At 48.7% G+C, this 16,455-nt stretch carries 16 protein-coding genes; 2 read left to right on the top strand and 14 right to left on the bottom strand.

Annotated features, from left to right (window positions below):
• Positions 1-228 precede the first annotated feature (228 nt).
• From QF049_RS24750 to QF049_RS24710, 9 genes are all read right to left on the bottom strand, one after another.
• The gene (locus QF049_RS24750; protein WP_307541344.1) at positions 229-858 is read right to left on the bottom strand and encodes a PepSY domain-containing protein; all 630 of its coding nucleotides are present in this window, start codon (positions 856-858) and stop codon (positions 229-231) included.
• A 238-nt stretch (positions 859-1,096) separates the two neighbouring features.
• On the bottom strand, positions 1,097-1,897 hold the full coding sequence (locus QF049_RS24745) for a PepSY domain-containing protein (RefSeq protein WP_307541342.1): 801 nt from the start codon (positions 1,895-1,897) through the stop codon (positions 1,097-1,099).
• 78 nt (positions 1,898-1,975) lie between these two features.
• Positions 1,976-3,352 carry a sensor histidine kinase gene (locus QF049_RS24740; RefSeq protein WP_307541340.1) on the bottom strand — a complete coding sequence of 459 codons (1,377 nt, stop codon included), beginning with the start codon at positions 3,350-3,352 and terminating at the stop codon, positions 1,976-1,978.
• The gene (locus QF049_RS24735) at positions 3,349-4,104 is read right to left on the bottom strand and encodes a response regulator transcription factor (RefSeq protein ID WP_307541338.1); all 756 of its coding nucleotides are present in this window, start codon (positions 4,102-4,104) and stop codon (positions 3,349-3,351) included. Before QF049_RS24735 ends, QF049_RS24740 begins: the two co-directional genes overlap by 4 nt.
• 55 nt (positions 4,105-4,159) lie before the next feature.
• Positions 4,160-4,804: an SDR family oxidoreductase gene (locus QF049_RS24730; RefSeq protein ID WP_105600395.1), complete on the bottom strand. Its 645-nt coding sequence runs from the start codon at positions 4,802-4,804 to the stop codon at positions 4,160-4,162.
• A 319-nt stretch (positions 4,805-5,123) separates the two neighbouring features.
• Positions 5,124-6,305, bottom strand: coding sequence for an NAD(P)/FAD-dependent oxidoreductase (locus QF049_RS24725; protein WP_036606574.1), 1,182 nt, complete (start codon positions 6,303-6,305; stop codon positions 5,124-5,126).
• A gap of 24 nt (positions 6,306-6,329) precedes the next feature.
• Positions 6,330-6,776, bottom strand: a complete 447-nt coding sequence (locus QF049_RS24720) for a DUF1641 domain-containing protein (protein ID WP_124116740.1) — start codon at positions 6,774-6,776, stop codon at positions 6,330-6,332.
• A gap of 687 nt (positions 6,777-7,463) precedes the next feature.
• Positions 7,464-9,263: an RNA polymerase sigma factor gene (locus tag QF049_RS24715; protein WP_307541334.1), complete on the bottom strand. Its 1,800-nt coding sequence runs from the start codon at positions 9,261-9,263 to the stop codon at positions 7,464-7,466.
• A 37-nt stretch (positions 9,264-9,300) separates the two neighbouring features.
• Positions 9,301-10,233, bottom strand: a complete 933-nt coding sequence (locus QF049_RS24710) for a cysteine peptidase family C39 domain-containing protein (RefSeq protein WP_307541332.1) — start codon at positions 10,231-10,233, stop codon at positions 9,301-9,303.
• A 193-nt stretch (positions 10,234-10,426) separates the two neighbouring features.
• Here QF049_RS24710 and QF049_RS24705 point away from each other — a divergent pair, with 193 nt between their 5' ends.
• Complete coding sequence (locus QF049_RS24705) at positions 10,427-10,600, top strand: CsbD family protein (RefSeq protein WP_307541330.1); 174 nt, start codon at positions 10,427-10,429, stop codon at positions 10,598-10,600.
• A 166-nt stretch (positions 10,601-10,766) separates the two neighbouring features.
• On the opposite strand, the gene QF049_RS24700 is transcribed toward QF049_RS24705, so the two are convergent.
• Positions 10,767-11,768, bottom strand: a complete 1,002-nt coding sequence (locus QF049_RS24700) for an NAD-dependent epimerase/dehydratase family protein (RefSeq protein WP_307541328.1) — start codon at positions 11,766-11,768, stop codon at positions 10,767-10,769.
• Positions 11,769-11,920: 152 nt separating this feature from the next.
• Here QF049_RS24700 and QF049_RS24695 point away from each other — a divergent pair, with 152 nt between their 5' ends.
• A complete protein-coding gene (locus QF049_RS24695; protein ID WP_307541327.1) occupies positions 11,921-12,439 on the top strand; it encodes a cupin domain-containing protein in 519 nt (172 codons plus the stop codon).
• Between the two features lie 278 nt (positions 12,440-12,717).
• Here QF049_RS24695 and QF049_RS24690 read toward each other — a convergent pair whose 3' ends face one another.
• From QF049_RS24690 to QF049_RS24675, 4 genes are all read right to left on the bottom strand, one after another.
• On the bottom strand, positions 12,718-13,797 hold the full coding sequence (locus QF049_RS24690) for a DUF1835 domain-containing protein (protein WP_307541326.1): 1,080 nt from the start codon (positions 13,795-13,797) through the stop codon (positions 12,718-12,720).
• 67 nt (positions 13,798-13,864) lie between these two features.
• A complete protein-coding gene (locus QF049_RS24685) occupies positions 13,865-14,500 on the bottom strand; it encodes a TVP38/TMEM64 family protein (protein WP_223199811.1) in 636 nt (211 codons plus the stop codon).
• Between the two features lie 295 nt (positions 14,501-14,795).
• Positions 14,796-15,200, bottom strand: coding sequence for an HNH endonuclease (locus QF049_RS24680; protein WP_105600676.1), 405 nt, complete (start codon positions 15,198-15,200; stop codon positions 14,796-14,798).
• Positions 15,201-16,045: 845 nt separating this feature from the next.
• Complete coding sequence (locus QF049_RS24675) at positions 16,046-16,255, bottom strand: hypothetical protein (protein WP_307541320.1); 210 nt, start codon at positions 16,253-16,255, stop codon at positions 16,046-16,048.
• Between the last annotated feature and the right edge of the window lie 200 nt (positions 16,256-16,455).

Raw genomic sequence — 16,455 nt, 5'->3', positions numbered from 1 at the left:
GATTCCGATTGTATCCGCCACGTTCCTGCTCGAATAGTGAACAATCCGGCGGAAGATGTACAATTATATACTCCGCTCTCTCCATCAACAGCAAAAAGACGCTTCCCCCGAAGCGTCCTCTGCTATACCTGCCCTGCCCCTCCATGATGTAACGATCTCTAGCTGTGTGGCTGTTCATAGGCAGGTTTTTATATGATGTTTTTATCGGCGTATACTCGCCCTTATTGCTTAATCTTGGTCGTCAAAATCCTGGTCGAACGATAACACTTTACCTGTGTTGGCATCGATATCTACATCTGCTTCACCTTGAGCAGTTCTCAGTTCGATCTCATACACATAGCGACCATCATCATGATCCAGCTCGACTTTGGTTACTTTACCACCCGTAACTTGTTTCAACGCAATGTTTGAAGCTTGGGATGCTGTCAATTTGACCTGCTTGGAAGCAGAGTTATTAGACGTGTTGCCTGTTGCAGTACCTTTATAATCGTCGTCGTCATCGTAGTCTTCATCATTCACGACCGCAAGGATTTTGCCTGTATAAGCATCCAGACGAACGACAACATCATGGGTTCCTTTTCTGTCAATCTCAACTTCATAGAACGTTTGGCCGTTTCTCCGCTCCAGATCCACGTCATCCACTTTACCATCGGCCGCTTTTAACGCCAACGCTTTCGCTTGTGATGCATTTAGCATTTTACCTGTGCTGTTCTGATTCTGTGTTGCAGATTGTGTTGTTGACGTTGGTGTAGTTTGCACCGATTGTCCGTTCACATTCCCGCTAGCCGCTACGGCCGATCCACCAAGTAATACTGCTGCTGACAAGCTGCCAATCCAAAGTTTATGTTTGTTCATCATCATCATTCATCTCCTCGTTATTGTTGTTTTCGTTCTCGTCTACATTTATAGAATAACCTGCAGGAATGAGAGATCAGCGAGAGTTAGATTAGAATTTGATGAGAAAATGAAGAGAGTGCTCATTTAACAGGTATTTGTTGTCCATTTATGAAAAAAGATGATCCCCTAGAATGAAGGAATCATCTCTTTGAAGCGATTTAACCCTGTATTCAAAGGGTTTTCTTCTGAACTTTAACTTTTAATCCTCGTCCTCATCCCAAGTCACCGAACGAATCGCTCCCGAGATGGCATTCACCTGCACAATAGCCTCCCGGCCATCCGCCAGATCAATTTCAACCAGATAATACGGATTCCCGCTATTGGTTCCACGCAGTTCAATGTCGTCCACTTCCCCCGGAACCTCCGCAAGTGCCTTCTGCTTGGCTTGTTTTTCGCTCAGAAACTGTGGTTTGGGATCATCCTTGGTTGGTTCAGTTGTCGGGGCTGTTATTGTTTTGGAAGATATCGTCTCTCCCGTGTACGGATCAATCGTGAGTTCTTCACGGCTGTTATCTTTAGCCTTCATTACCGCGGTGTATACCGGACTGCCTTGCTGCTCCACAAGTTCAAGCGAGACCAATTGGTTCTCTGTTTGTTGTTTTAACAACGCCGTCTTGATCTGCTCGCGGCTCCATAACGTCTTCTCTTCCGCTTGCGGGTTCGACTCCAGCCGTTTAATGGAATTCACAGCAGCTGTAACGGCATCCACTTGCACATCATATAGGCCGGTCTCCGAACGGAGCTGCATGATATACGTCCCGTCCTTCAACGTGGAATTCACAATCTCCCCTGGATATTGATCCAGTACGGATTGAGCTGCCGCATCTGCCGTAAGTACCGCACCCGTCGATTGCCACGGCTTCCACCACACCACAGCTGCCACAATCAGCACAACGAGAAGCCCCGCACCCCACCAGAGTGACCTTCGCGATTTCGCCCATCCGCTATTCCCCTGTTCATGCCGTTTCATCTCCGGTGGTCGCTGCTCATGCTCTGTCATCACGTTTCCCCCTTATAGCTCTCTTATCTTCCCCAGTTGATCTTATGCTTATCAGTATATAAGAGAAGAATGAGAATTTCATGAGAGCGGCCCGTTCTGAACGGATATTGGCAAAATAATTGATGCCTCGGTGCCCTCACCCTCGGTGCTAGTCAGTTCGATCCGTGCTCCAACTGCTCCTGCAAGCTCTTTGGCAAGTGACAATCCCAGACCCGAACCACTTGCGCCCAAGCTGCGTGTTCTGGCCGGATCAACCCGGTAGAATCGGTCAAATACCTTCTCCAGCTCGTCCTCCCGTATCCCAATCCCGGTATCCACAATCCGAATTCGGCACTCTTGTCCCTTGGCTTCCAGCCTGACTTCAATTGCATCTTCACTATACTTCCGGGCATTATCCAGCAAAATAAACAACAGTTGCTTCAGCTTGCTCTCATCGCTGATCGCCCAGATTGGACCTCGATCTTCACACCGGACTTCGCGGTGATAGGCTTCGCGAAACGCACGTGTGGAGTCTGTTGCAACTCTCGTGATATCCACACGCTCCAACTGTACATTCCATTGCTCTGGCTGCTTCGCAAGCAGTAAAAGTTGCTCGGTCATCTCCCGCATGCGAACCGATTCGGACAGGATCGCTTCTACAGCTTCATCGAACACTTCAGGTCGCTCTTTTCCTCGCCGCTGAAGCAGACTCGCATAGCTCTCAATAATGGTCAGCGGCGTTTTGAGTTCATGAGATGCATCCGATACGAATCGTTCCTGTCGTTCAAAGTTGGATTCGAGCAAATCCATCATCCGGTTGAACGTCTGTCCCATCGTTTTCAGTTCATCCTTCGATCCTTCCTCCAGAGGAAGACGCTTGAAGTGTCCGCTGGACTGAATGTCACTCATCGTACGGGTCATCTGCTGAATCGGTTTGGTCATCCGGTTCGCGAGAATTCGGCTGGAGATAATGGCCGGAATCAGGGCAATAATCGTGACTGCCACAAGCACGGTACGCAGTACAGACAGACGATTCTCCGTCTCTGCTATGCTCTCGGTGACCTGTACATTCACCACCTCACCATCAGGCCAGATGACCGGGACAGAAACCCACACATAGCCAATCTGTTCCACTTGGGTATACTCCGATTTCTTCTCACTTTCGTACTTATAGGGCAGCTTGCTCAGCTGCTCGGAGGCTGATGTTGTTGTCACCGGGGAACTGGTGCCGTCTTCATTAACAATCCGAAGCATGCCGTTCACAGGCGCGTAGGCCCGCAGCAAGTCATCCGGCGGAATGGAGCCGGCAGACTGACGTACTCCTTTGACAATAGACTCCGCTTCCGCTTCCACCCGATTAACCTCGTTATCAATCGACATTCGTTCAAACACGATATAGACGGACAGGTTCACCGCGATTAACAGCACAGCAAATAATACAGACGAATATCCGTAGATTTTACTGCGCAGGCTCATAACTGTTCCTTCAGGACGTAACCTACGCCCCGTACGGTATGTATTAAGGGCGGTGTGAATCCGTTATCCACCTTTTTGCGCACATAACGGATGTACACATCCACCACATTGGTATCTCCATAATAATCGTATCCCCACACGGCCTGCACAATCTGGTCACGACTGAGCACCTGACGTTGATTCTGAAGCAGATACACGAGCAAGTCGAACTCACGTGGAGTAAGCTCAATGGCCACACCATCTCGGTATACCTCTCGCGTTCCTTCATTTAGTTTCAACCCGGCAGCCGTCAACCAGCCTGCCTCAGCTTCATCCTGATGCCCAGAAGAGTCATTCCCCGTATCAGCAGGTGTAGACGAAGAAGCAGAAGAAACAACAGACGCCACTGCACTAAGCCGTAAAGCCGCCCGAACTCGGGCAAGCAGCTCTTCAATCTGGAACGGCTTGGTGATGTAGTCATTGGCTCCGAGATCCAGACCGGATACTTTGTCTTCCACGGAATCTTTGGCGGTGAGCATAATGATCGGAACCGTAGCATCTTTGGCCCGCACTCGCCGCAACACTTCAATTCCACTCAGACCAGGTAACATCACATCAAGCAAAATAAGATCCCACTGTCCTTCTGCATACTTTTCCAGTCCTTCTGTTCCACTACCCGCCTTGCCTACCTGATATCCCTCATACTGTAGTTCCAGTTCCAGCAGACGTGCTATTTTGGGCTCATCCTCTATGACCAGCACGGCTTCGTTCATGCAGCGCTCCCCCTCATCCCCATCATTTCATTCTCCCGTTATCTTACAATAACATCTACAATTTGCCCAAGGCATCTTCAACTGGATGCTCCCCGGCAATCAGATCAAAGGCCATTCGGTACGTCTTCTCTTCCTGCAAAGAAGCCACAATTACACGGGCCACATCTTCACGCGGGATACTTCCCGGCTCCAGATCGGTTCCTACTGCAATCTTGCCCGTACCCGGTTCATTCTTCAGACCACCTGGGCGAATAATCGTGTAATTGAGATCACTTGCAAACAATGCACGATCCGCGTAATGCTTAGCCACGTAATATGGCTTGATGGACTCTGACCATTTCTCCCGTTGATCTGCGCCATACGCACTGACCAGAATATATCTGGAGATTCCTTGCTGCTCTGCGGCTTCCATCGTTTTCACCGCACCGTCGAGATCAATCAGCAGTGTTTTGTCCTGACCGGTAGATCCGCCAGAACCTGCAGTAAACACAATCGCATTATGATCCTTCATTGCTTCAGCCAAGTCCTCCACACTACCCTCCAGGTCACCGATTATCACATCTGCACCGAGTTCCTTCAGTGCATCCGCCTGCTCCGGTTTGCGGATCATGGCCGTTACTTTATGTTTGCCTTCCTGTGCCAGCTGCTCCACCACCAACTTGCCGATTTGTCCATTTGCTCCTATAACTAAAACGTTCATACGTCATTTCTCCTCTCAGTTGAACGGATGGCTTGATGCGGCTCCCCCGTTCCTTTTATTTAAAGATGCTCATCCTATAATTTAAACGAAAGCCGGCGCTTCTAAGCGCCGGCTTCCAGGTTCATGTCCGTTCAGTACATCTATGAAATGTGAAGTCTTCCGTTGTCCCATTAATATGCCATATCCCCTAGGTACTTTATACGCGACCTCACATCGACCACTTCAGCCGCACCTTTTTCCCATCTGAATATCTGTTATTCTTTGTAATCGTGACAACCAAAAAGGACGCCCAAAAGGGCGCCCTTGAATGGCATTAAGATTAGTAAGCCAGTGCGAACAAACCGTGAATATGAGCCAGGTAACGGATGTTACTTGCTTCTTTCATCATGGTTGCAGGCAGACCTTTCAGACGAGTCTGGTTGCCACCGATCATGCCGACAGCATCTTTACGACCCAGACTTCCCAGCGTACCGGAGAATACTGGTGTGAAGGATTCCATTGCGCCACCTTTGAACATAACGCCCAAGTTGTGACCAATAGTCTCACCCATTTGCCAAGCCAATTGTGCTGTTGGAGGGTAAGGGCGAGCGCCTTCGCTAGGGAAGACCACTGCGCTGTCACCAGCAACAAACACGTCTTTGTGAGAAGTAGATTGCAGAACTTCCGTAACTTTCGCACGGCCACGATCCACTTCAATTCCGCTGTTTGCAACAACAGCGTTGCCTTGTACGCCACCTGTCCATACAAGTGTGTTCGTAGGGATGGAGCTGCCGTCTTTCAGCAGAACTTCATTTTCTTTCATCTCGGTAATCGCTACGCCAACGATGAAGTTAACGCCACGTTTCTCAAGACTTGATTTAGCACGCTCAACCAGCTCTGGCGGGAATCCTGCCAGGATGGAAGGACCTGCTTCAACTGTGTACAGGGATACTTCTTTGAAGTCGATGCCTTTTTCTTGACATACTGCAGGAAGCAGGTCAGCGAATTCGCCAACAAGCTCAATACCTGTCAAGCCGCCGCCACCAATAACAAACGTAGCGTCTGCTTTGTTGCCGGACTGTTTGTAAGCATCAAGACGTGCTTCAACGTGTGCACGAATACGGTTTGCATCGCTAACCGATTTGAGCGTGAAGCTGTACTCTTGCAAGCCCGGAATTCCGAAGAATGCCGTTTCGCTGCCCAAGGCAACGACAAGTGCATCGTAAGAGTATGTGGAGCCGCTGGTCATCAGAACTTTTTTCTCGTCCGGCTTGATTGTATCCACCGTATCGATTTTCAAGTTCACGTTTTTGCCACGCAGCAATTTTTCAAGTGGAAGAGCAACTGCTTGTTCAGCAATGCTTCCCGCTGCAAGACGGTGCAGTTCCGTGATAATTTGGTGTGTAGGGTAACGGTTCACGACAGTAATTGTCGCTTCTTCCGGAGACAAGTATTGACGTGCAGTCAATGCAGTCAACAGACCGCCGTATCCTCCACCCAAGATCAAAATTTGCTTCGACATATCCATCCTCCGTTCTTCTAAGTCTTAACGTTTCTGTTGTTGACGCTCGTTCAGAATGCTCAGGAAAGATTGAGCAAAACGAAGCGATTGTTGTACGTTTGGATCTTTAAGCATTTTCAGCATAGCGAACAAGCCAACTGAAGTTTGCTCTGTTTGCGCACGGTCATTGGCTTCGATGGCAGCAGAAGCTACCCCTTTAGCTTTGTCTACAACAGGCTTAGCGAACTCGCCCATTGCGCTCATTGTGTCGCTGATCAGAACTTTGTCTGTTGCTACACTTTGTGCAAAGTCATAAGCTTTTGTCATAGCAGTAACCATTTCAGCCAATTTAGGCAGGTTCTCCACCAGAACGGTTAAAGACTCCTGTACCTCAGGCTTCATCAGTTGATCCAGAACGTCCAAGGACTGGCGCTCGGAAACGTTGGCACCTTCTGTAACTGGCACCTCTTGTTGAGTAGGCGATTGTGACATAAGAGAAAGTCCTCCTTTACTTTGGGATAGAAGTCCGCGACTTTCATGATGCCTGTCAAGCAGAGCCGAACCACAAAATACATCGAATACATTTAAATGTACCAAATTTCACACAATAGGATGAGCGTAGCTCACGGCTACTTCCACATCATGCATTGTATCTTGGATCTATTGCGGACAACATGTGTTGACGCACAAAACGACAAGCAGGCCGAAACCGAACTCTATACCCTTATATTACACCTCTTACACATGAACATGAAAAAGAAATTTTTTACACTTGTGAAGATATTGTGAACATTGTAACAAAATCGATCTTTTTGTCAACCCATGAAGGCAGACTAAATCCGCCGATCCTCCTGTCCAAGATCCGTATTCCTACCACATGTGGTATTAAGACAAGATCACATATGACCAGATGTGCGATATGTACACAAGGAAGGATTCGTTTATCCAAAATTTCAGGAATTGTTTTCCAATATCTCGATAATCATGCAACGAAATTGGTCACTGTCGTTATTATGCAGCGTTGGGCTCGGCCTTATTCCATCATTGAGACACTTTTCTCTTTCAAGTATGAACCTCTTGCGTCACGAATGCAAAAAAGACAGAACGAAGGCCTGACGGATCGCCCTGCCTCCTGATATTTGTTTCCGCTGTTTGCCCAATCTGATCGTTACAATTAGGTCACACCATAACTATTTCTGGGGAATGCTGATCCATTCCTTCAAGCAACGCTTTTATTACAACGACGGCGGCTCGCTCCAATTCCTCTACTTCCAGAAGTATCGAGATAGCCTGATCAGCATGAAGCTTCTCATTAGGCAGTCCTCCATCTGGAAAAGGAAATAATTCCACGAGTGTATTTAACTTTTGGGACATGTTTCGATATAACCCTTCTGCCTGAAGACAGAATGGAATCAAGCTGGAATAGCAGGCAGTCGAAGCCCACTTTAGAGAAAGTTCTTTGAAAAACTCACTTGCATAACGTCTTGCATCCCACAAAACCGCAATGTTATAGGCGTGACCGTTTGGTTCTACCCGTCTGTATTCTAGGGCTTCTCTCCAGACTGCATAGGCAGTCACACCACTGACTGTGTTCGGCAAGGTATACGGGTCCTCTCCACGATAATGAGCCAACACAGCTGTCAGTGCCGCGTGCAAGTTCATTTCTCGTATCATGCCATCCGATTCCGCTGCCAGTACAAATACTTCCTGATTCACACCCCGGCCTACATGATCATAGGGAATTGTTCCCGATTTAATGAAATCGGTACCGTATAGGGTCCGGACTGCATCATCATAACCATATATCAACCCGAATTCGGGAATATTCAGGTCCCACACGACGGCCGGAATTCCCCGATGAATGGAGTAACGTATCAGGGAGAGGGCCTGAACAAGTCTTGGATTAAGCAACCTTTTCCCCTTCGCTTTCTCCTCTAGCATCGAAGGATCGACCAGATTGGCATTGAGACCGGCTTCGCTCGCCAAAGCCTCAACCGCATGGGAACGATAACCCATATGTTGCAATCCTCTGGTAAGCACCTCTTTGAAGTTATAGGCGGTGGGTCCAGCGATATGTATGTCCTGAGGCAGGATGGTCAGACGAAAAGAAAGTCCACTCATCCCCATAACCATGGGGAGAGATGGAGATGGACCGATATAACCTAACATCTCGTGAATGGATGCTGCTGCCGAGTTCCAGGTTTGAGGAGACCGCAACGAAAGAGGTTCCTCCAGAGTCAATCGATTTTGCCCGAGTGAATTCCACTCTGCCAGCATTTCTTCTACAGATAAATGAATATGAAGCTGAGCCACTTTTTTACGTGAACGAGATAGAACTTGATACACATTGGCACTTGTCAGATTGAATTTGCAGGCCATTTCTTGCGGTGACAGCTGCTCCATCCAATATGATGTGAAGACCTGTTGTTCTCTTTCATTCAGACAACCCAACAGCCTGTGGAGATTGTTCCTCATTTCCTGCTGAGCAACAGCTTGATACGGATCATAGCCTGTCTCCTGCGATCTCCGATTTGAATCATTCAAAAGATGATTCAGCGTTATGTCGAGCGAGTCTTGATCGCTCCATGAGGCATCATCGGCTCCAAATCCAAATGCAAAGAACGAAGAAAAATGTTCTTCCCGCTGCTGCTTTTGGCGCTGCATATGTGTGTATGCCTGATTACGCACAATGCGCTGCATCCAGGCCATAAAACGCTCAGCATTCTGAAGCTGTCCCATATGAATGAACGCACGAATAAGCCCATCTTGTAAAATGTCTTCTGCGAGATAAGAATCATACGTAAGTGCTCGAACATAACGAAACAATTGCCCACGGTAACGGTAAATCAACTCTCCAAAGGCCTCTGTATCCCCAGTTTGGGCTCGTTGGATAAGCGCGATATCCGGCTCCTTTTGCCGATCCTCTAATATCTCATCTTCCCCTGGCCTGATATGGCGATTGTTAGTTAATCCATCCATTTATATCTCCCTTTCTTATAGCGCCGCTTCACTTTCATTACTCCATCTTCAAAATAGAAGCTTCGATCATGGCTTCCGTCTCCGCGAGTGCCACCATGATTGTCGCAGCAGCCTCCCAGTTCCGAGAGACAAGACGGGATTGGCATTCCCCGAATTGGCGGGATTGTGCGTATTTCAAAGCAGAAAGGTCAGGATGGATTGTTTTAAAAAACAAACCATAATCATGGGCACGACGCGCGCCTACTGGCAGAGCAAAATACACATAATGAGCCCACTCATTACCATCGATTGCTCCAGTACGAACCTGTTCCGCCTTATGCAGAATGGCTGAAGCTCCGGTTCGTCCTTCCTGTGCAGCAATATCATGGGTCTGTTCTGTAAGGGTTGATTTGAACCAAGTAAAAGCCCGGCGGTTAATCTCCTCCAGATCAGGATGTTCAATGCGTTCAGGACTCCACCATCGTCGATACACACCACTACTCCATGGGAATTCAGACTTCCATGCTTCCTCAAGTTTATCCAGTGTCAGGAGTACATTCGGAAATCCAGCCGGGTCATGCAGGCATACTTCATCGCCCCTCATATTGAGCGCAACTACATAATGATCGCTACCACCCAGGTTGGGAGAGTTGGGATTGTAGACGAGTTGGCCCATATCCAGCGGCCCCATCATTACAGGGCCCTGCTTCAAAGCCTCTCTTAGCTCGTCTACAGGCATCTCTGTACCCCGTATTTGCACACTTTCGCGCACACTAAATCCCAGAATGCTCATCGCCTTGCTGATCGCCAGATCAGGACTGGAGGTACAGTTATCAAAAAAAAGGAGATTTTCCTGCGTTCGAAAGGCCCCTAGTGAAAAGCCACCGATGGTTTCAAGCAGACCGGGATCTATCTTTTCTCCAATGGACGACAGCAGCATTGAAGCTGAATTGGCGTAGCAATACGCACCATTTCCAATATAATTGCTCATATCATAACATCCTCTCATTCCTTTAATGAAGCATGCGATTAAGCAGTGCCTATAGTTATACTGACTCTTCGTACAGATCATTTCTGACAGAATATCCAGAAGTAATTTCTGACCGCCATGAAATAGTGAACGTTTAGAATCCGGACATCCCGGTTAATAAGGACTACACCAGACAACGAAGGAGATGTTCGATATGAGTAATTCAACTGGCGATAAAATCAAAGCAGGCGTAAACAAGGCCAAAGGCGAAGTGAAGGATCAGATCGGTAATGCAACCAATAACAGATCCCTTCAGGCTGAGGGTAAAAAAGACAAAGCCAAAGGTGCTGTACAGGATAAAATTGCCGACGTTAAAAGAGATCACTAGATCCTTTTGATGTAAAACTCAGAAAGCACGAAGAATTCGTGCAATAGATCGTTTTAAAATAGCTTAACCGTCCGTGTTCGGAAGCTATCCGAAAATGAGACGGAGGCGCAAAAAAGCCAAGGAAGGTGTTACTCAATACACCCTTCCCTGGCTTTTTTTGTGCATTTTATACTGCTGGAACTGCGTATCTTGCCATATCGATAATGAAACTGCGCGTTTCCCTTGTTGTATGATATTCACGGCTGAACTGCCTTACCCATTCGGGATGTTCCTGGTACCAGCGGAAGGTTCTTTCCAATCCCTTTTCCAACGTGGTTTGCGGTAACCATCCCAATTCCGCTCGTAATCTGCCTGAGTGCACGACCAGACTGGATCCTCTGGATTGGGTAGGTTCCTGCTCCCGAATCTCTACAGCAGCTACGGATCGATCCATTGGTTTCAATATCTCCCCGATCTCCTGCATGGTTGTTCCAAGCCCTGTCGATATGTTGTAGACCTGTCCGTCTTTGCCTTTCAGCATAATCTGTTCAATGGCCCGGAGGGCATCATCTACATACAAGAAATCACGCACTGCCGATCCCTGAATATCCAGAGTCAGTCCATCCAACATCCGACCAAAATTTCGGGGAATAATACGGTCTGGTAATTGCCATGGTCCATAGAGGTTGGTCAAACGAAAGAGTTTGACTGGAAGCTGGTAACATTGAGCATAGGAGTGAGCCAGCATTTCACAGGCAACTTTGGATGCAGAATAAGGAGAGACGGGCGCATACGGATCTGATTCATGATAGACTCTGCCCCAATCGCCGCCATATACTTCAACGGATGAAGCCAGCATGACTGGAATGTGATGTTCCGTAGCATATTGCAGGATAGCCTGTGTGCTAAGTGTATTATTGCGGAAAACTTCCCCTGGCTGATGATACGAATAATCCACGTGTGGCATGGCCGCCAGATGAATTATGTAATCTGTTCCTGGAGGTAGATGAATCCGGTCCGATGCAAGGTTACAACAGATGAACGGCATCTCATGCAGAGGAGAGATATGAACCAGCCTCTGACAATAATCATCCCGATCCAGAAGGGTAATTCGATGCCCTTTTTGCGCCAAATACTGTGAAAGATTAAATCCCACAAATCCAGAAGCCCCTGTAATAACAATGTTCACACACGATTCCCCCTTGCGATTTATACAACGAGTGCATTGAAGAGAGTTTATGTACTGAGTATAACCTTAAAATGATACATTTTGTATCATTTTACAATTGTTTTTTGTTCGTCCTTGAGGTTATCGGGTAATTTATTATGAGGTGATATGAGATGAGTAAATGGAAAAAGAATATAGAGACGTTATTTCTTCAGGATGACGGTGTAATTCCCAATCATCCGACCCTGCCTGTGCTTTTGTATAAAAACGTATGGGCTGAAGAGGTTCTTCATGCAGAATCGTTGCTGAACCGTAATGGATGGGGAAATAGCTGGTTGAATGGTGTGTTCAATTATCATCATTATCATAGTAATGCTCATGAAGCTCTTGCTGTGGTGAGTGGATTCGTGAAACTGATTTTAGGCGGAGAACATGGTCAGAAAGTTTACCTTCAAACAGGCGACGTTGTCGTTCTTCCTGCTGGAACAGGGCATAAACGTCTGGAGTCCAGCACTGATTTTCGTATTGCCGGTGCTTATCCGGGCGGCATGAGTTACAACACACGCACAGGTGAGGAAAACGACCGTGCCAAGGCTCTTCAGGAAATCCGAGAGGTTCCTGTCCCCGATACCGATCCTGTCTATGGTCAGGATGGGCCACTAATCGAAATTTGGAGTGGGAAGAATTCATAACCGATATGAAGAAAATGAAGCAAAGAATACTATTGGACAATGCACAGTTGAAGTTGATTCAGTTTTTAACGAGTAAAAATAGACTGTTCCCCGGACATGTAGGAGTTATCCACCGGTGGAACAGTCTATTTAAGTGGGAATTCTGAACATCTCGTATCGGAGACACTTCGTGATAACCTTCCTGATTGCGGAAGGAAATGCTCAGATCTTCCGTCTTATTTCAAACTTTTCGATCACGTATCTTGATTTCTATCCGTACGTTTCAGCCTTAGGCCCTTTCAGCGTTCGGCAAGCCGAACACTGTAATACCTCATTACAAGTGGCTTTCCATCCATCTCAAGTCGGCCTTGCAGCACCAGTTGTCGTAGACGGTACTCCACGAACGCATCACCTATATGCTGGCTGCTCGTCCCAATCACTTCGCCCACAATACGAGCTGCTCGGATATACTTGCCTGGCTCCCAGTTCGGTGTCAGTTCCCTTACCTTCTGCATAATGTACTCGTCCAACGCATCTTCAGGTAGACTTCGAATCTCACCATTTTCCATCATACGCAATAGTCCGGGCTGTACCGAAAGTTCCAGCCAATCCTGTTCCAGTTGGAGGCGTTCTTGCTTGGACAGCGGCTCTTGCTCAGAGCAGACTTGCCACATCGCCAGAAGCTTTTCCGGAAGAATCTCACCTGTGTGGAGCACATCATATTGAACATCAGGTCTATTGAATAATTGCTGATATAAGCCGCTCGTTTCGATCAGATATATAGGACTTTTACTGCTGCGCAATAGATGCATCGCATAGAGCAGTCCCGTCTTCTCACGTGCATTATCCGAATACCAGATGATGATTGACGTCTTGGAATCAATAGACTGCATTGTGGAGCTAAGCTCAAATATTGATTCAAGCTCATGCATGGCATAAGCCTCGCGGTCACTGAGACACATTCGTTCGGTCAGCCAAAGATGCCTGCGCTGCAAATCTGCACGATGGGCCAGATCACCTAACGGACCCACAGCATAATCATCATCCATAGAGAAGAAGCTCCGCTTTTTCTGATTAGGTAATGTACTCATTCCCATTTTCAGACTACTCAGAGGTGATTCTCCAAACGTAATATGAATTTCATTTGGCTTGTCGGTCTCAGCCAGGGCTTGTTGTTCCAGCAATTCCAGATCAAAAGGGGGTTCCATATCCCGAAACAGTGACTGTACCGCGTCCGCAAAATCCAACTTTTCGCCTTGCTCCTCCTGCCGCTTGACCACCTGTGCCGATTTCATATAAAGCACACGCAGTACTGAACGAAGTTCATTCTCATTCATGCGATTCAACAATCGACTGAAAGCAAAGATATCATCAATCATGCTGATCCTCCTTCAAGCTAACGTCAATATTGACAGAAACTATATCTGAACACTGATATTCCTTTGTTTATGAGGAGATTGATTTTCCAGATGGTTGATTCAGATCATTCAACTCTTCACCATCTGACGATGACCGGGTAAAATGTCGCTCCAGTTTGCGGCTCGCCCACAGGGATACTGCAATAAAAAGCAATACGCCTACCCAGCGTACAGGGTGCTCCAGAAATTGTTCCACATTGGAACCGATATACGTCACAGAGAAAATCATAATCGCTTTACCACAACCCACCGCAAGCAGGAAAGATAACAACCGCATTCGCGCGATTCCTGCCGCCACATTAATAATGACGAACGGACCCACCGGGAAGATACTGAGCAGAAAGACATACCCGAACGCGTTCCTCCGAATCCATACCATGCTGCGTTGCACACGAGGTTTGCGTGCCCATCGTTCCACAAAAGCAGATTTCCCAATCTCCCTTACGATCAGAAATGTCACGGTACAACCGAGAATCATGCCAATCCATGAATATAAGAACCCTGCCCACAGACCGTATACCGCACCGTTCACGCCCACAATCAACAGCGTTGGAAGTGGCGGCACAAATGATTTCATAAACGTAAGCAATATTCCCGGTAACGGGCCGAAAGAGCGAAACTTCTCCAGCCAGAAACGAATATTTTCTTCCGTAATATATGACATAATATCCAATGCTGCCGGGGTCATTTGCATCCATCCAATCTATACAATCTAAATTCTTAGGTTTGATGTCCACATTTCATCATTCAACTGAATGATTAAGCTTCTTACGCAACTCCCTCCCAGTATAACGTACATCTTCGATGAACACCGTTGTCAATTTGAAGAAATTATTGCAGAGTGAACTGACTTCCCACCAAAATCTAAATGAAATCCAAAAAGCACACCCCGACCCTCTTGTGGTCTTGGTGTGCTTTTCATATTAAAACCCGATTTCATCTTCGGGAGTATATCATCCTTATTCCAGCTGCGCTTCCTGCATGGCGAGTTCAATCAATTCTGCCTGATGGGCAGCATTCCATTCGGGAATCCCGGAACGCATGAACTCTTCAGCATCCATTGCCGCTTTGGACTGGTTGCAGAGATTGCAGGCGCAGACACAGTTAAGCGGGGTGGTATGTCCACCTTTGGCACGCGGCAGCAGATGGTCGATTGTGTCACCATACGATCCACAGAAGTAACAGGTGTAGTGATCCCGGGTCAGAATATACCGCTTGAAATCCTTGTTGCTGAACAATCGGCGAATCGTGTACCGATTCACCACCACAGCAGCTTTTTCCTTCACCAGTGTGACCGCGAGTTCCATGTCCACTTCCTGATGCCAGCGACGTCCCTTGTCCGTTTTGCCGCGCATCCGTACCATGCCTTGTCGGTTGGTCCGGAGCGAAGCCGGATCTTCAGGATCGATGGCTACCGGGGCCGACGGGGTCTGGCGGCGGGGACGGCCATCCGTGCCAGCCCCGTGGCTGCGGCTGGCATGCGCGGGTCGCAGCCCTGATGCACCGCGGGCAGCGTCTTCGCCGTTCGCCTTGAGCGCACGCTCCTTGCGCGCCTGGCGCGGCTTGGACCCTTGCGAGCCAGGCTGGCGCAAGGGCGCAGGAGGCCCTGCCTCCGCAGCAGCCCCCGGCGCTTGCCCGGGCTCGCGCCCGGTGGCGGCTGGCTGTGCCTCCGCCGCCGTAGGTGCAGCGACCGTGGTGGCATCGCCACGGTCGCTCAAGGCCGGCGCATGGGCCTCAGCAGCTACGCTGCGGGCCTGCCCTGCGCCGGGCGCGAGCGCGGCAGCACGCTTGCGGCGCCGCTTGCGCTTGCGTTTGGCTGCGGTCGGTTGATCCGCAGCCATCGGCTCTGCTGCCGGGCCTTGCGGCTCAGCCAGCAGCAGAGCCTGGTAGGCCGCCGCATTCTGCTCGGCGGCCTGCACTGCAGCGGCTGTTCGCGCGCCAGCCCGCTGTGCAATGCCCTTTGCATTCGCAGCAGCATGCCCCTGCGAATGCCCTTCTTCCCCACGCCAGTGCTCACCTGGCTGTGGATCAACCAAGACCTCACCTGCCGAAACATCCTGCTCCAGACTCGTCTCTCTGAGCTCATTGCCCGTTATGCTCTCCGATCGCTTGCCCTTCCTCCGTCTTCTCCTCTTTTTCCGTATACCCGAAGAAGAGGGGGGGGAAGTCACCAACTCAGCGCGTTCATCGTCATTCGAAGATGACGAGTCTACTGACGATTGAGACACCAGACTTCTGTCAGACTCAGCCAACGTAGCAGCTCCCTGCTCCATACCGTGGGAGGTACGACCTGCCTCATTTTTCGCAGATGCAGAGGGTCTGGCAGTAACAGCACGTGTCTCCAAGCCATCCCGTTGACGCTCCATCCGTTCATTCGTTCGTCCGACGCTTGAACCTGACTCGTGGTCAGCCTGTCCACCGAGCTGGCGACAGCTGCGGCAGGCTCCCCGCCTGGCTCCGGGACCTGCCCGCTTTCCGGTTCTGCGCCGGAATTCGGACATAGGCCGCTGTTGTCCGCAATACATACACGTTTTGCTCAGTCGCGCTTCTTGTTCCGTCTTTCCTTGCCGGAAAGGGGCTGGACCCGTCTCCATGTTGTCACCTCGGTTCCGTATGAAT

The organism is Paenibacillus sp. W4I10 (genome assembly GCF_030816325.1).
Taxonomy (GTDB): domain Bacteria; phylum Bacillota; class Bacilli; order Paenibacillales; family Paenibacillaceae; genus Paenibacillus; species Paenibacillus amylolyticus_B.
Note: the sequence above shows the minus strand (reverse complement) of the source record. Positions and strands in the feature narration are given on the sequence as shown.

Excerpts from the sequence above, each read along its gene's own strand:
- QF049_RS24680 (WP_105600676.1), bottom strand. The coding sequence starts at position 15,200 with ATGGTACGGATGCGCGGCAAAACGGACAAGGGACGTCGCTGGCATCAG.
- QF049_RS24690 (WP_307541326.1), bottom strand. The coding sequence starts at position 13,797 with ATGATTGATGATATCTTTGCTTTCAGTCGATTGTTGAATCGCATGAAT.
- QF049_RS24705 (WP_307541330.1), top strand. The coding sequence starts at position 10,427 with ATGAGTAATTCAACTGGCGATAAAATCAAAGCAGGCGTAAACAAGGCC.
- QF049_RS24725 (WP_036606574.1), bottom strand. The coding sequence starts at position 6,305 with ATGTCGAAGCAAATTTTGATCTTGGGTGGAGGATACGGCGGTCTGTTG.
- QF049_RS24685 (WP_223199811.1), bottom strand. The coding sequence starts at position 14,500 with ATGTCATATATTACGGAAGAAAATATTCGTTTCTGGCTGGAGAAGTTT.
- QF049_RS24720 (WP_124116740.1), bottom strand. The coding sequence starts at position 6,776 with ATGTCACAATCGCCTACTCAACAAGAGGTGCCAGTTACAGAAGGTGCC.
- QF049_RS24710 (WP_307541332.1), bottom strand. The coding sequence starts at position 10,233 with ATGAGCAATTATATTGGAAATGGTGCGTATTGCTACGCCAATTCAGCT.
- QF049_RS24715 (WP_307541334.1), bottom strand. The coding sequence starts at position 9,263 with ATGGATGGATTAACTAACAATCGCCATATCAGGCCAGGGGAAGATGAG.
- QF049_RS24730 (WP_105600395.1), bottom strand. The coding sequence starts at position 4,804 with ATGAACGTTTTAGTTATAGGAGCAAATGGACAAATCGGCAAGTTGGTG.
- QF049_RS24695 (WP_307541327.1), top strand. The coding sequence starts at position 11,921 with ATGAGTAAATGGAAAAAGAATATAGAGACGTTATTTCTTCAGGATGAC.
- QF049_RS24735 (WP_307541338.1), bottom strand. The coding sequence starts at position 4,104 with ATGAACGAAGCCGTGCTGGTCATAGAGGATGAGCCCAAAATAGCACGT.
- QF049_RS24740 (WP_307541340.1), bottom strand. The coding sequence starts at position 3,352 with ATGAGCCTGCGCAGTAAAATCTACGGATATTCGTCTGTATTATTTGCT.
- QF049_RS24745 (WP_307541342.1), bottom strand. The coding sequence starts at position 1,897 with ATGACAGAGCATGAGCAGCGACCACCGGAGATGAAACGGCATGAACAG.
- QF049_RS24750 (WP_307541344.1), bottom strand. The coding sequence starts at position 858 with ATGATGAACAAACATAAACTTTGGATTGGCAGCTTGTCAGCAGCAGTA.